The sequence below is a fragment of the Pseudomonas sp. PSB11 genome (genome assembly GCF_014596605.1).
GTDB classification, from domain to species: Bacteria; Pseudomonadota; Gammaproteobacteria; order Pseudomonadales; family Pseudomonadaceae; genus Aquipseudomonas; species Aquipseudomonas umsongensis.
In genome coordinates this window covers 116,038-130,078 of the sequence record NZ_NOIO01000016.1, presented here as the reverse complement: position 1 = coordinate 130,078, position 14,041 = coordinate 116,038, and the positions used below count along the sequence as shown (strand labels likewise).

12 protein-coding genes are annotated in these 14,041 nt (G+C 59.3%); 4 read left to right on the top strand and 8 right to left on the bottom strand.

Features of this window, described 5'->3' with window-relative positions:
* Both CGA21_RS18850 and CGA21_RS18845 read left to right on the top strand, forming a co-directional pair.
* Positions 1 to 582 (top strand): hypothetical protein, encoded by a 582-nt coding sequence (locus tag CGA21_RS18850; protein ID WP_188264786.1) that lies wholly within the window; start codon positions 1 to 3, stop codon positions 580 to 582.
* 74 nt (positions 583 to 656) lie between these two features.
* Entirely contained in the window at positions 657 to 1,229 is a 573-nt protein-coding gene (locus CGA21_RS18845; protein WP_110752090.1) for a GGDEF domain-containing protein, read from the top strand.
* 123 nt (positions 1,230 to 1,352) lie between these two features.
* On the opposite strand, the gene CGA21_RS18840 is transcribed toward CGA21_RS18845, so the two are convergent.
* Positions 1,353 to 1,778 carry a VOC family protein gene (locus tag CGA21_RS18840; RefSeq protein ID WP_188264785.1) on the bottom strand — a complete coding sequence of 142 codons (426 nt, stop codon included), beginning with the start codon at positions 1,776 to 1,778 and terminating at the stop codon, positions 1,353 to 1,355.
* A gap of 113 nt (positions 1,779 to 1,891) precedes the next feature.
* Between CGA21_RS18840 and CGA21_RS18835 the strand changes: the two genes are divergently transcribed.
* Positions 1,892 to 2,746 carry a LysR family transcriptional regulator gene (locus CGA21_RS18835; protein WP_110752094.1) on the top strand — a complete coding sequence of 285 codons (855 nt, stop codon included), beginning with the start codon at positions 1,892 to 1,894 and terminating at the stop codon, positions 2,744 to 2,746.
* A 144-nt stretch (positions 2,747 to 2,890) separates the two neighbouring features.
* Positions 2,891 to 4,045 (top strand): RHS repeat-associated core domain-containing protein, encoded by a 1,155-nt coding sequence (locus CGA21_RS18830; protein ID WP_188264784.1) that lies wholly within the window; start codon positions 2,891 to 2,893, stop codon positions 4,043 to 4,045.
* Positions 4,046 to 4,138: 93 nt separating this feature from the next.
* Here the strand turns inward: CGA21_RS18830 and fabI are convergent, their stop codons facing one another.
* From fabI to CGA21_RS18795, 7 genes are all read right to left on the bottom strand, one after another.
* A complete protein-coding gene (fabI, locus tag CGA21_RS18825) occupies positions 4,139 to 4,933 on the bottom strand; it encodes an enoyl-ACP reductase FabI (protein WP_020799278.1) in 795 nt (264 codons plus the stop codon).
* Positions 4,934 to 4,953: 20 nt separating this feature from the next.
* On the bottom strand, positions 4,954 to 6,564 hold the full coding sequence (locus tag CGA21_RS18820) for an ABC transporter ATP-binding protein (protein WP_188264783.1): 1,611 nt from the start codon (positions 6,562 to 6,564) through the stop codon (positions 4,954 to 4,956).
* A gap of 1 nt (position 6,565) precedes the next feature.
* Complete coding sequence (locus tag CGA21_RS18815; RefSeq protein WP_020799280.1) at positions 6,566 to 7,585, bottom strand: ABC transporter permease; 1,020 nt, start codon at positions 7,583 to 7,585, stop codon at positions 6,566 to 6,568.
* Between the two features lies 1 nt (position 7,586).
* Positions 7,587 to 8,660 carry a microcin C ABC transporter permease YejB gene (locus CGA21_RS18810; RefSeq protein WP_020799281.1) on the bottom strand — a complete coding sequence of 358 codons (1,074 nt, stop codon included), beginning with the start codon at positions 8,658 to 8,660 and terminating at the stop codon, positions 7,587 to 7,589.
* 4 nt (positions 8,661 to 8,664) lie between these two features.
* On the bottom strand, positions 8,665 to 10,506 hold the full coding sequence (locus CGA21_RS18805) for an extracellular solute-binding protein (protein WP_188264782.1): 1,842 nt from the start codon (positions 10,504 to 10,506) through the stop codon (positions 8,665 to 8,667).
* The gene (locus tag CGA21_RS18800; RefSeq protein ID WP_411157078.1) at positions 10,503 to 12,317 is read right to left on the bottom strand and encodes an extracellular solute-binding protein; all 1,815 of its coding nucleotides are present in this window, start codon (positions 12,315 to 12,317) and stop codon (positions 10,503 to 10,505) included. The genes CGA21_RS18805 and CGA21_RS18800 overlap by 4 nt, the downstream gene beginning before the upstream one ends.
* Positions 12,318 to 12,529: 212 nt before the next feature.
* Positions 12,530 to 13,966: a transglycosylase SLT domain-containing protein gene (locus CGA21_RS18795; RefSeq protein ID WP_179055515.1), complete on the bottom strand. Its 1,437-nt coding sequence runs from the start codon at positions 13,964 to 13,966 to the stop codon at positions 12,530 to 12,532.
* Between the last annotated feature and the right edge of the window lie 75 nt (positions 13,967 to 14,041).

The following is a 14,041-nucleotide window of genomic DNA, read 5'->3' as shown; positions in this document are numbered from 1 at the left end:
ATGAAACGACACCATTGGTTGCTCGGCTCGCTGATACTGATTTGCCTTTTTGTCTATGCAACAGAACTGTTCGCCGATGACAAGGAGGCGGTGAAGGCCTTCGACACCGTCCAGAAGGTGTTCCAGAGCCCCCGATGCCAGAACTGCCACATTCCCGGAGACGCCCCCTTGCAGTTCGACGCCGGGATACCCCATGCGATGAACGTGGTACGCGGCATGGACGGCAAGGGGGCTTCGGGGTTGCCTTGCGCCAGCTGCCATGCCGAAGCCAATCCCCCTGCCAGTTACGGCGCCAATGCCCCGCCGGGGGCACCGCATTGGAGCCTGCCACCGGCGGCGCACAAAATGGCCTGGATCGGCCTGCCACCGGACATGTTGTGCAGCATGATCAAGGACCGCGCGAGCAACGGTGATCGCGATTTGGCAGCGCTGATCAAGCATGTCAGCGAGGACAAACTGGTGCTGTGGGGCTGGAATCCTGGCGGGGATCGCGCGCCAGTACCGGTGCCGCACGATGTTTTTGTTACACAGTTCAAGCGCTGGGCGGACGCCGGCGGGCCGTGTCCGGTAGTGGGTAGCTGACCAACGGCGAGTCGACATGGAGTCAAACCCGATATCGAGGACTCTAAAGAACATACCCACCTATGGAGTATGTGATGCTGATCTCAGGCAAACCGCACAAATCGTGTGTACGTGCAGGGACGCCACAGCAGGAACGCGAGTTTTTGCGCGATCTGGCCCGCAAGGCAGAGCAAGAGCTGATCGGGGTACAGATGGCGAGCATGGACGAGTTGACGCTACTGCCCAACCGGCACGGTTTCCTCGCGTTGGCCCAATTGGGGCTGGACGCCTGCCAGCAACTGGAGCGACCGGCGACGCTGCTGTTTTTCAATCTTGACGAGTTCAAGCGCATCAACTACCTGTTTGGTCGCACCGAAGGTGATAAGGCGCTGAAAACCTTTGCCGATGTACTGCGCATTGGTTTTCGGGAAAACGATGTGGTCGGCCGGCTGGAGGGCGCCACCTTCGTGGTCTTGCTCACAGGTTCCGGCAGTGTGGACATCGAGGCGATCAAGTCGCGGCTCGAAGAAATGCTCGATGAACGCATGGCCACGGCGCACCGCGGGTATGAGATTCGTTTCAGTATCGGGCAGATTGAGCATGATCCGGCGGTTCATGGCTCGGTTGAAGAAATGCTGATTGAGGCTGAAAAGGTGTTGGGCCGGTAGCACTCCGGTGCGGTGACTGGCCCATCGCGGGCAAGCCCGCTCCCACAGTTGATAGCATTTCAACTCGGTCAAATGTGGGAGCGAGCCTGCTCGCGAAGGCGGCCTTGGAGGCTACGCCTGCCTTCATTTGGCAAACAATTGCCCAATATCCTTGAACGCCTTGAATTCCAGCGCATTCCCGCACGGATCGAACAGAAACATCGTCGCCTGTTCGCCCACCAACCCCTGAAAACGAATCCCCGGCTCAATCACGAAACGCGTCTGCAGCGACTTCAATCGTTCAGCCAGTGCCTCCCATTCTTTCATGCCCAACACCACGCCGAAATGCGGTACGGGCACGTCATGGCCGTCAACCGCGTTGGTATGGGCGGCTTCTTGTGCGGCGTTTTTTGGCGCGAGGTGGATCACCAGTTGGTGGCCGAAAAAGTTGAAATCGACCCAGTGCTCGCTGGAGCGGCCTTCCTCCAGGCCAAACACGCTACCGTAGAAGTGCCGCGCGGCGGTCAGGTCATAGACCGGAATGGCGAGGTGAAAAGGGGAAAGATTCATCGGCGTGCCTCGATCGCGTAAAGTTGAGACTGAGTTTACCGCTGTGAATTTTGATGAAAAGACGATAATTTTTGCATCGAGCTCAAATTATTTCGATTAGTCGGAAATTCATCATGCTGCGCGAACTCAAGACATTTATCGCCGTGACACGCTACGGTACGTTCGCCGCGGCGGCCATGCACATCGGTCTGACCCAGTCGGCTGTCAGCGCGCAGATTCGAAACCTGGAGCAAGCCCTCGGCATACGCCTGTTTGATCGCACCGGACGCCAGGCGTTGCTCAATGCAGCGGGTCAGCGGGCGTTGCCCATGGCCCGGGAAATGCTCGACATCTTCAGCCGCATGGCCGTCAGTGAGGACGTTAGCCAATACCGTGGTGAGCTGAAAATCGGCGCAGTGGCCACCGCCCAGACCGGTTTGCTGCCGCAGGCGCTGTTGCGTTTGCGCCAGCAGGCACCGTTGCTGGAGCCGAAGTTGGTTCCCGGCGTTTCCCTCAATTTGCTGAGCCAGGTAGATACCGGCGAAGTGGACCTGGCGATCCTGATCAAGCCGCCGTTCGAACTGCCCAAGGAACTGGTGGCACACGTGATTCGCCGCGAACCCTTCGTACTGATTGTGCCAGCGAACCTCGAAGGTGGTGAGCCACTGCAGCTGCTCGTTGAACATCCCCAAGTGCGTTACGACCGCAATTCATTTGGTGGACGACTGGTGACGCGATTTCTAAGGGAACAGCAAATCGATGTGCGCGTTGCGTTGGAGCTGGATGAGTTGGAAGCCATTGTGAAAATGGTTGAGTGTGGGCTGGGGGTTTCGCTGCTGCCCGCGGCGGGGCTTTGGTTGGAACATGGGGCAAAGGTCAGGGTGATCCCGCTGGGAGAGTTGACCTTCTACCGCGAAATCGTGCTGTTGCAGCGGCACAGCCAGCGGATGCAGCCGATCCAGCAGTTGTTCGCGAAGTGCCTGGTTTGAAGATCAAAAGAACCGCCTGAACAGGCGGTTTTTTACATGATTTTGGATCGTGTTAGCGTCCCTTACCTATCAGTTCTGATAGTTGTCATTTTGGGCATTACACTAAAAACTCAGGCTCCCAGCACTTGAAAGCCAGGCACGCCCATGGATGCTTCATTACCAATTCTGCTCAGCCAATACTTCTACGACTCACTGGATCGCCTGACCAGCCAAGGCCAGCCGGATGCTTGCGGGCCCCAGTTTTTTTACTGCGCAAGTCGTTTGGCTACCGAGATACAGGGAGCGGTGTGTTGCTCCATCGTCCAGCAGGGTGACCTGGTACTCGCGGAGCAGCAACACCAGGGCGGTGCATCCGAAAGCACCTTGCTGGCTACCGATCAACAAGGATCGGTGTTGCATCTACTCAAAAACAACTTCCCGCAACGGTCTATCGCTTACTCGCCTTATGGTCATCACCCAAATGAAAGCGGTTTGACCAGTCTACTTGGGTTTAACGGTGAGCGCCGAGATGCTGTGACCGGTTGTTATTGGCTGGGCAATGGCTATCGGGCGTTTAATCCGGTATTGATGCGGTTTAACAGCGCGGACAATTGGAGTCCCTTTGGCAGAGGAGGATTGAATGCGTATGCGTATTGCCAGGGGAATCCGGTGCTGCGGACGGATCCGACTGGGCACGTAGCTATCATCGCAAGCAAGGCGCTGAACATTTTACCGCGAACCCGCAAAGGAACGTTCCTCGGCTTTTATGTTGGGAGAAAAGCGCCCCTCACCAGCCTCAAGAATGGCGGAACGCTTTCTGGGGCGGCTATGCATGCTGAAGGAAAACTGCTGGGGCCAGGCCTCTATGCAACGTCAGATGAAAAAGTTGCACAAGCATTCTTGAATCAAGCTGGCCCTAACAGTGAAGTACGGATGTTCGGTGTTCACTATGTCGGCGAGCTTGACGTGAGTCAGTATGGGCACGGTATCCATCGCAATGCCAGCTTGCAGACAGTTGCTCAGTCTGGCTCGACCTATCGAGTTCCAAACACGCAATTCGACAATCTCATTTTGACAGAGCAGGGTTCTCCAGCTCCCGCGGTGCGGGCTACGCCGCCGACCGTACGCCCTAGAGCTGCTTTACCGTCAGTTTCTCAAGTTCAACGTGCACAGATTGCCTCCCCACCTCGCGCGCAAGCGCCAGGAATGAACAGTTCGAACAGGCACCAGCAGGGTTTTAATGTAATAGGTCCGCTTCAGGTGCGGATTAGAGGGCTGCAGGGAATGACGTTGGAACAATTAGAGCGACTGGATTTGTAATAGGGTTTTAAATATTGCCTTAAGTTGAAAGCTGCCACTTTGGCACAAAAAACCCGCCTGAAGCGGCGGGTTTTTTTACTGGCTAACCGAAGATCACTCTTCGAGGTTGCCCATGGCCGTGGTGTTGAAGCCACCGTCCACGTACATGATTTCACCGCTGATGCCGGACGCCAGGTCCGAGCACAGGAAGGCGCCGGCGTTGCCGACTTCTTCGATGGTGACGTTGCGACGCAGCGGGGTTTGCGCTTCGTTGGCGGCCAGCATCTTGCGGAAGTTCTTGATGCCGGAAGCGGCGAGGGTGCGGATCGGGCCGGCCGACACGCAGTTGACGCGAGTACCGTCCGGGCCCAGGGAGCCGGCCAGGTAACGTACGCCGGCTTCCAGGGAAGCCTTGGCCATGCCCATCACGTTGTAGTTGGGCATGGTGCGCTCGGCGCCCAGGTACGACAGGGTCAGCAGGCTGCCGTTGCGGCCTTTCATCATTTCGCGGCCGGCCTTGGCCAGGGCCACGAAGCTGTAGGCGCTGATGTCGTGGGCGATGCGGAAACCTTCACGGGTGGTGGCCTCGGTGAAGTCGCCGTCCAGTTGATCGCCCGGGGCGAAGCCTACGGAGTGCACGATGCAGTCCAGGCCGTCCCACTTCTTGCTCAGCTCTTCGAAGACCTTGGCGATTTCCGCATCGCTGGCCACGTCGCACGGGAAGCACAGCTCGGGGCTCGAACCCCAGCCCTGTGCGAATTCTTCGACACGACCCTTGAGTTTGTCGTTCTGATAAGTGAAGGCAAGCTCAGCGCCCTCGCGATGCATGGCGGCAGCGATGCCGGATGCGATGGACAGCTTGCTGGCGACACCGACGATCAGTACGCGCTTACCGGCGAGAAAACCCATGTGTTGCTCCTCTTTTCAGGTTATTGCGCAGTGGCTGGAACCAGGAAGGCGGCTTCCAGCAACTGCTGTGTATACGGATGTTGGGGGGCGGCAAAAATGCTTTGCGCGTCACCCTGTTCGACCACTTGGCCCTGCTTGACCACCATCAACTGGTGGCTCAGCGCCTTGACGACAGCCAGGTCATGGCTGATAAACAGATACGTCAGGTTGTACTTGCTTTGCAGTGATCGTAACAGCTCGACCACTTGGCGTTGCACGGTGCGGTCGAGGGCCGAAGTCGGCTCGTCCAGCAGAATCAACGCCGGTTTTAGCACTAATGCCCGGGCAATGGCGATTCTCTGCCGTTGCCCGCCGGAAAATTCGTGGGGGTAGCGGTGCCGGGTTTCCGGGTCCAGACCTACCTCCCTGAGTGCTGCAATAATCGCTTGTTCCTGTTCAGCCTCGGTGCCCATCTTGTGGATCCGCAGGCCCTCGCCGACGATCTGGCTCACGCACATTCGCGGGCTCAGGCTGCCGAAGGGGTCCTGGAACACCACCTGCATTTCCCGCCGCAGTGGCCGCACCTGTTGCTGCGTCAGGCTGTCCAGCTGCTTGCCTTCAAAACGGATGCCGCCTTTACTGCCGATCAAGCGCAGGATCGCCAGGCCCAGTGTCGATTTGCCGGAACCGCTTTCTCCCACGATCCCCAGGGTTTGGCCCTGGGGCAGGCTGAAATTGATGCCGTCGACTGCCTTGACGTAATCGACGGTCTTTTTCAGCAAGCCTTTCTTGATCGGGAACCAGACTTTCAGGTCCTCGACCGTGAGCATGGGCGGGCCGACAACATTGGTCGCAGGCGTCCCGCTGGGCTCCGCTGCCAGCAGCTCCCGAGTGTACGGATGCTGCGGCGCGCGGAACAATTGTTCGCACGATGCCTGTTCGACGATGCAACCGCGCTGCATGACACATACGCGATGCGCAATTCTTTTCACCAGGTTCAAATCGTGGCTGATCAACAGCAGCGCCATGCCCAGGCGGGCCTGCAGTTCCTTGAGCAATTCGAGGATTTTAAGCTGAACGGTCACGTCCAGCGCGGTGGTCGGCTCGTCGGCGATCAGCAGTTCCGGCTCGTTGGCCAGGGCCATGGCGATCATCACGCGCTGGCGTTGGCCGCCGGACAATTCGTGAGGCAGGGCCTTGAGGCGCTTTTCCGGTTCCGGGATGCCGACCATTTCCAGCAGCTCCAGGGTGCGTTTGGTCGCGATTTTGCCGGTCAGGCCCTTGTGGATGCCCAGCACCTCGTTGATCTGCTTCTCGATCGAGTGCAGCGGGTTAAGCGAGGTCATCGGCTCCTGGAAGATCATTGCGATCCGGTTGCCGCGGATATGGCGGATGGTTTTCTCTTTCAGGTTGAGCAGGTTCTGCCCGGAATATTCGATGGTGCCCGACGGGTGCCGGGCGAGCGGGTAGGGCAGCAGGCGCAGGATCGAATGCGCCGTTACCGATTTGCCGGACCCGCTTTCACCCACCAGCGCCAGGGTCTCGCCACGCTTGATATCGAAGCTGACACCTTCCACCACCCGCTGGCAGCGCTCGCCAACGACGAATTCGACGGCCAGGTCGCGCACTTCGATCAGATTGTCCTGATTCATTTCACTTCCTCGGGTCGAAGGCATCGCGAGCGGACTCGCCGATGAACACCAGCAAACTCAACATCAACGCCAGCACCGCAAACGCGCTCATGCCCAGCCAGGGCGCTTGCAGGTTGGATTTGCCCTGGGCCACCAGTTCACCCAGTGACGGACTGCCGGCCGGCAAGCCGAAGCCAAGGAAGTCCAGGGCGGTCAGGGTGCCGATGGCGCCGGTCAGGATGAACGGCATGAAGGTCATGGTCGAGACCATGGCATTGGGCAGGATGTGGCGGAACATGATCGCGCCATTCTGCATGCCCAAGGCCCGGGCTGCACGCACGTATTCAAGGTTGCGCCCACGCAGGAACTCGGCGCGCACCACGTCCACCAGGCTCATCCAGGAAAACAGCAGCATGATCCCCAGCAGCCACCAGAAGTTCGGCTGGACGAAGCTCGCGAGGATGATCAGCAGGTACAGCACCGGCAATCCGGACCAGATCTCCAGGAAACGCTGCCCGGCCAGATCCACCCAGCCGCCATAGAAACCCTGCAGCGCGCCGGCGATCACCCCGATGAGCGAACTGAGCAGCGTCAGCGTGAGGGCAAACAACACGGAAATGCGGAAGCCGTAGATCACCCGGGCCAGCACATCGCGGCCCTGGTCATCGGTGCCCAGCAGGTTATCGGCCGACGGTGGCGCGGGGGCCGGTACCTTCAGGTCGTAATTGATGCTCTGGTAGCTGTAGGGAATCGGCGCCCACAACACCCAGGCGTCCTTGGCCTTGAGCAGTTCGCGGATGTACGGGCTCTTGTAGTTGGCTTCCAGCGGGAATTCGCCGCCGAAGGTGGTTTCCGGGTAGCGCTTGAGGGCCGGGAAGTACCAGCCGTTATCGTAGTGCACTACCAGTGGCTTGTCGTTGGCGATCAACTCGGCGCCGAGGCTGGCACCGAACAGGATCAGGAACAACCACAGTGACCACCAGCCACGCTTGTTGGCCTTGAACAGTTCGAAACGTCGTCGATTGAGCGGGGACAGGTTCATCTCAATGCTCCCGGCTTTCGAAGTCGATGCGTGGATCGACGAAGGTGTAGGTGAGGTCGCCGATCAACTTCACCACCAGCCCCAGCAGGGTGAAGATGAACAAGGTGCCAAAGACCACCGGGTAATCGCGGTTGATTGCCGCTTCGAAACTCATCAGGCCGAGGCCGTCGAGGGAGAAGATCACTTCCACCAGCAACGAACCGGTAAAGAAGATACCGATGAATGCCGAGGGGAAACCGGCGATCACCAGCAGCATGGCGTTGCGAAATACATGACCATACAGCACGCGTTGATTGGTCAGGCCCTTGGCCTTGGCGGTCACCACGTACTGCTTGTTGATTTCATCGAGGAAGCTGTTTTTGGTCAGCAGGGTCATGGTAGCGAAGTTGCCGATCACCAGGGCGGTCACGGGAAGCGCCAGGTGCCAGAAGTAGTCGAGGATCTTGCCGCCCATGCTCAACTCGTCGAAGTTGTTCGAGGTCAGCCCGCGCAACGGGAACCAGTCCAGGTAACTGCCGCCGGCAAACACCACGATCAACAGGATGGCGAACAGGAATGCCGGGATCGCATAGCCGACGATGATCGCCGAACTGGTCCAGACGTCGAAGTGGCTGCCATGCCGCGTGGCCTTGGCGATCCCCAACGGGATCGACACCAGGTACATGATCAGGGTGCTCCACAACCCGAGGGAGATCGATACCGGCATCTTTTCCTTGATCAGGTCGATGACCTTGGCATCACGGAAAAAGCTGTCGCCAAAATCCAGGGAGGCATAGTTCTTGACCATGATCCACAAGCGTTCCGGCGCCGATTTGTCGAAGCCGTACATGTGTTCGATTTCCTTGATCAGCGCCGGGTCCAGGCCTTGGGCGCCACGATAGGCGGAGCCTGCCACCGACACCTCGGCGCCGCCGCCGGCGATGCGGCTAGTGGCGCCTTCGAAGCCTTCGAGCTTGGCGATCATCTGTTCTACGGGGCCACCGGGGGCGGCCTGGATGATCACGAAGTTGATCAGCAAGATGCCGAACAGTGTCGGGATGATCAGCAGCAGTCGCCGAAAAATATACGCCAGCATCTGATTACTCCGTGCCCGCAGGGTCGGCTTGCAATTTGGTTTCGATCTCTATGGCCGGTTTCGCATCGGGCTTGATCCACCAGGTGTTGATGCCGATGTCGTATTTAGGCGAGACCTTGGGGTGGCCGATGTGGTTCCAGTACGCCACGCGCCAGGTCTTGATGTGCCAGTTGGGGATGACGTAATAGCCCCATTGCAGCACGCGGTCCAGTGCGCGGGCATGGGCCACCAGGCTTCGGCGTGAGTCGGCGTTGATGAGTTGTTCGACCAACTGGTCTACCACCGGGTCTTTCAGGCCCATGGAATTACGGCTGCCGGGTTTGTCGGCGGCCGCGGTCATCCAGAACTCACGCTGTTCGTTGCCCGGCGAATTGGACTGCGGGAAGCTGCCGACGATCATGTCGAAGTCCCGCGAGCGCACGCGGTTGACGTACTGCGAAACGTCGACCCGGCGGATTACCAATTCGATACCGAGGTCACTCAGGTTGCGCTTGAACGGCAACAGTACCCGTTCGAATTCGGTCTGGGCCAGCAGGAATTCGATGCTCACCGGCTTGCCGGTGGCGTCGACCATCTTGTCATCGACGATGCGCCAGCCGGCCTCTTGCAGCAATTGGTAAGCCTTGCGTTGCTGGGTGCGGATCATGCCGCTGGCATCGGTCACGGGATTCTGGAACGCCTCGCTGAAGACCTGCTCGGGAATCTTGCCGCGAAACGGTTCGAGGATTGTCAACTGATCGGCATCGGGCAAGCCGGTGGCGGCCATTTCCGAGTTCTCGAAGTAACTGCGGGTCCTTGCGTAGGCACCGTTGAACAATTGCTTGTTGGTCCATTCGAAGTCCAGCAGCAGGGTCAGGGCCTGGCGCACGCGCACGTCCTGGAACAACGGGCGGCGCAGATTGAATACGAAGCCTTGCATGCCGGTGGGATTGCCGTTGGGGATCTGTTCCTTGATCAGCCGGCCTTCGGTCACCGCCGGGATATTGTAGGCGTTGGCCCAGTTCTTCGCGGTCATCTCCAACCAGTAATCGAACTGCCCGGCCTTCAGGGCCTCCAGCGCGACCGTGTTGTCGCGGTAGTAATCGGTGGTCATCACGTCGAAATTGTAGAAGCCGCGGTTGATCGGCAAGTCCTTGCCCCAGTAGTCCTTGACCCGCTCATAGCGCACCGAGCGCCCGGCCTTCACTTCGGTAACCTTGTACGGGCCGCTGCCCAGTGGGACTTCGAGGTTGCCCTTGTTGAAGTCGCGGCTCGCCCACCAGTGCTTGGGCAGCACCGGCAACTGGCCAAGGATCAACGGCAATTCGCGGTTGTTGCTGTGCTTGAACTTGAACAGCACGGTCAGCGGATCTTCGGCGACCACGTCTTCGACATCGCTGTAGTAGCCGCGGTACATCGGCGCGCCATCCTTGACCAGGGTCTGAAAGCTGAACACCACGTCGTCGGCGCGAACCGGATGCCCATCATGGAAACGCGCTTCGGGCCGCAAATAGAAACGCACCCAGTCGTTGTTCGGGGCTTTTTCGATCTTGCCGGCGATCAGGCCATATTCCGTGAAAGGTTCATCCAGACTCTGTCGGGCCAGGGTGTCGTAGATCAAGTCGATGTCGTTGGCCGACACGCCCTTGCTGATGAACGGGTTGAGGCTGTCAAACCCGCCGAACCCGGCCTGGCGGAATTTGCCGCCCTTGGGGGCGTCCGGATTGACGTAATCGAAGTGTTTGAAGTCGGCCGGGTATTTCGGCGGCTCGTTGTACAGGGTCAGGGCATGTTGCGGGGAGGCGAAGGCCCACCCTGCGAACAACAGGGCGCCGGCCTGCAGGAGCAGGGCGCTTGCGGATTTCATCGATCTTTCTCCGAAGATTTCAGCCACCACGCGCTCAGGCCCAGGGTGTAGGGCGGCGTCGTGACGAAGCCGAACCGGTTACGGTAGGCCAGGCGGTGATAATTGAGGTACCAGTTGGGAATGATGTAGTGCTGCCATAGCAGTGTGCGGTCGAGTGCCTTGCCGGCGGCGACTTGTTCATCGCGGGTCTTGGCGGCGAGCAATTGTTCAAGCAGGTGGTCCACCACCGGATTGGCAATGCCTGCGTAGTTCTTGCTGCCCTTGACCGTGGCCTGGCTGGAGTGAAAGTACTGCCATTGCTCCAGGCCAGGGCTGAGGGTCTGGTTGAGGGTCATCAGGATCATGTCGAAGTCGAACTGATCGAGGCGCTGCTTGTACTGTGCGCGATCGACCGTGCGCAGCCTGGCGTCGATGCCGATGCTGGCCAGGTTCTCGACATAGGGTTGAAGGATGCGCTCCAGGTTCGGGTTGACCAGCAAAATCTCCAGGCGCAGCGGTTGCCCGGCCGCGTTCTGCAAGCGCTGGCCGTTGAGCTTCCAGCCGGCTTCAGCAAGCAAGGCCAAGGCTTTGCGCAGGGTTTCCCGGGGAACGCCGCGACCCTGGGTCTGCGGCAGGCTGAAAGGCTCGGTGAACAGCCTGACTGGTAATTGCTCGCGATACGGCTTGAGCAACAGCCATTCGTGGCCGACCGGCAGCCCGCTGGCGGAAAACTCGCTGTTGGGGTAGTAACTCATGGCGCGTTGATAGGCGCCGCTGAACAACGTGCGGTTGGTCCACTCGAAGTCGAACATCAGGCCCAGTGCTTCGCGAACCCTCGCCTGGGCGAACGTCGCGCGACGGCTGTTCATGAACAGGCCCTGGGTCTGGGTCGGGATCTGGTGCGGGATCTGCGCCTTGATCACCTCGCCACGACGAATCGCCGGAAAGTCATAGCCGGTGGCCCAGTTTTTCGCCTGGTGCTCGATATAGATGTCGAACTCGCCGGCCTTGAACGCTTCGAACGCGACATCGCTGTCACGGTAGAACTCGACTTCCATGCGGTCGACGTTGTACTTGCCGCGATTGACCGGCAGGTCCTTGCCCCAGTAGTCCTTGACCCTTTCAAACACGAGCTGGCGCCCCGGCGTGACCGAGGTGATGCGATACGGTCCGCTGCCCAGCGGCGGCTCGAAGGTGGTCGCCTTGAAGTCGCGACCTTTCCAGTAATGCTGCGGCAACACCGGCAACTCCCCCAGGCGCAGGATCAGCAAGGGATTGCCGGCACGCTTGAACACGAACCGTATACGCAAGGGGTTGAGGATGTCGACCCGCGACACTTCCTGCAGGTTGGTGCGATATTGCGGGTGCCCTTCCTTGAGCAGCAGGCGGTAGGAGAATGCCACATCAAAGGCGGTGATTGGCGTGCCGTCGTGGAAGCGGGCTTGCGGACGTAAATTGAAGACGACCCAGCTGCGGTCCTCACTGTATTCCACCGATTGGGCGATCAGGCCGTAACTGGAGGTCGGCTCGTCGCCTGACGGCGCGTATTGGCCAGTGCCGACCATTAGCGGCTCGTTGAGCTCGTTGATGCCGTATTGCAGGAAGTTGGGAGTTGCAACGGGGCTGGTGCCCTTGAAGGTGTAGGGGTTGAGCGTATCGAAGGTGCCAAATGCCATGACCCGCAACGTACCGCCTTTGGGCGCTTGCGGGTTGACCCAGTCGAAGTGGGTAAATCTGGCCGGGTACTTGAGCGTGCCGAACTGCGCATAACCGTGGCTTTCGCTGATCGTTGCGCTTGCGGTGGAGCTCAAGGCCAGGCTGATCAGGAGCAGGAGGAGGGGACGCTTCAAATAAGGAATCCGATCCGGGCGGCTTGGGCTTTGTGGGTCGTACAGTAACAGCTTGTATGGACAGGAAAAAGGCAGGGTTCGAAAGCAGTGTTCGGGTACGAAAAAGATCGCAGCCTGCGCCAGCTCCTACAGGGAAACGTATTCCCCTGTAGGAGCTGGCGCAGGCTGCGATCTTTTCGGCATCACATCAATTTTTAATGCGGATTGGAAACCGTCAACATCTGTCCCGGCTTCAACGCCTGGCCAACCCGAGGATTCCAGCGCTTGAGGTGCTGCATTTCAACGTTGAAGCGCTTGGCCACCATGTACAGCGAATCGCCTTGCTGGACCTTGTATTGCGACTGCGGCTTCTGGGTCTTCGACTTGGCCGCGACCACGGTGTTGATGCGTCCCGAGTTGCGCTTGCCGGTGTCTTGCATGACCAGCGTCTGGCCAGGCTTGAGATTCTTGCCGCTCAACTTGTTCCAGCGTTGCAGGTCCTTGACGTCGACATTGTTGGCCTTGGCGATGGAGCCCAGGTTATCGCCGCGCTTGACCCGATAGCTACGTTTGGCGCTCGCCAGTTGCGTATCGTCCGCGCCTTCGAAAACCGGCTTGAGCTGCTTCTTGCTGATCAACTCTTCGGGGCGCATGGTCTGCAGGCTGGTGGTCAGCAGTTGTGCCTTGGAGGTGGGTACCAGCAAGTGCTGCGGGCCGTCGATGGTGGTGCGTTGCTTGAAAGCGGGGTTGAGCTGGAACAGTTCGTCTTCGTCGATGTTGGCCACCGCGGCGACCTTGGACAGGTCCATCCGCTGGTTGATTTCGACGACCTGGAAATACGGTTCGTTGGCGATCGGGTTGAGGTTCACGCCGTAGGCGTCCGGCGCCATCACTACCTGCGAGAGTGCCAGCAACTTCGGCACATAGGCCTGGGTCTCGGCGGGCAGGGGCAGGTTCCAGTAATCGGTTGGCAGGCCGAGTCGCTCGTTGCGTTCGATAGCGCGGCTGACCGTGCCTTCACCGGCGTTGTAGGCAGCCAGGGCCAGCAGCCAGTCGCCGTTGAACATGTCGTGCAGGCGGGTCAGGTAGTCCATGGCCGCCGTCGTCGAAGCGGTGATATCGCGCCGGCCATCATAAAAACGGGTCTGGCGCAGGTTGAAGTAACGCCCCGTGGAGGGAATGAATTGCCACAAGCCCACTGCATTGGCCCGGGAATAGGCCATCGGGTTGTAGGCGCTTTCAATCACTGGCAGCAGCGCCAGTTCCAGCGGCATGTTGCGTTCTTCAAGGCGCTCGACGATGTAGTGGATGTACAGGCTGCCGCGATCGCCGGCGTTTTCGAGAAACGACGGGTTGCTGGCGAACCACAGTCGTTGCTGCTCGATGCGCGGGTTGACGCCCAGGCCATCCTGCAGTTGGAAGCCCTGGCGCATGCGCTCCCAGACATCCTGCGGGATCTGTGGGCTGGGCTTTTCAGTGAGGAAGACGGGTTTCTGCTTGGCGCGCGCGGCAATATTCGGTGCGTGTGCCGCATCGGTCTGCGGCACATGACTGGAACAGCCCGCCAATGTCGCGGACACAGCCACCGCTATGGCTTGCGCCAGGCGGGTCAGTGCGTCCGAATTGATGGCTTTGCGTATAGATGACGACATTGGCTGGAAGTAAGTTCCGGGCAAAAATGTCGGGCGATTCTAGAAAGCACGCCCTCTGCGGTCAACCTTTCAGAG

Excerpts from the sequence above, each read along its gene's own strand:
- CGA21_RS18850 (WP_188264786.1), top strand. The coding sequence starts at position 1 with ATGAAACGACACCATTGGTTGCTCGGCTCGCTGATACTGATTTGCCTT.
- CGA21_RS18845 (WP_110752090.1), top strand. The coding sequence starts at position 657 with ATGCTGATCTCAGGCAAACCGCACAAATCGTGTGTACGTGCAGGGACG.
- CGA21_RS18840 (WP_188264785.1), bottom strand. The coding sequence starts at position 1,778 with ATGAATCTTTCCCCTTTTCACCTCGCCATTCCGGTCTATGACCTGACC.
- CGA21_RS18835 (WP_110752094.1), top strand. The coding sequence starts at position 1,892 with ATGCTGCGCGAACTCAAGACATTTATCGCCGTGACACGCTACGGTACG.
- CGA21_RS18830 (WP_188264784.1), top strand. The coding sequence starts at position 2,891 with ATGGATGCTTCATTACCAATTCTGCTCAGCCAATACTTCTACGACTCA.
- fabI (WP_020799278.1), bottom strand. The coding sequence starts at position 4,933 with ATGGGTTTTCTCGCCGGTAAGCGCGTACTGATCGTCGGTGTCGCCAGC.
- CGA21_RS18820 (WP_188264783.1), bottom strand. The coding sequence starts at position 6,564 with ATGAATCAGGACAATCTGATCGAAGTGCGCGACCTGGCCGTCGAATTC.
- CGA21_RS18815 (WP_020799280.1), bottom strand. The coding sequence starts at position 7,585 with ATGAACCTGTCCCCGCTCAATCGACGACGTTTCGAACTGTTCAAGGCC.
- CGA21_RS18810 (WP_020799281.1), bottom strand. The coding sequence starts at position 8,660 with ATGCTGGCGTATATTTTTCGGCGACTGCTGCTGATCATCCCGACACTG.
- CGA21_RS18805 (WP_188264782.1), bottom strand. The coding sequence starts at position 10,506 with ATGAAATCCGCAAGCGCCCTGCTCCTGCAGGCCGGCGCCCTGTTGTTC.
- CGA21_RS18795 (WP_179055515.1), bottom strand. The coding sequence starts at position 13,966 with ATGTCGTCATCTATACGCAAAGCCATCAATTCGGACGCACTGACCCGC.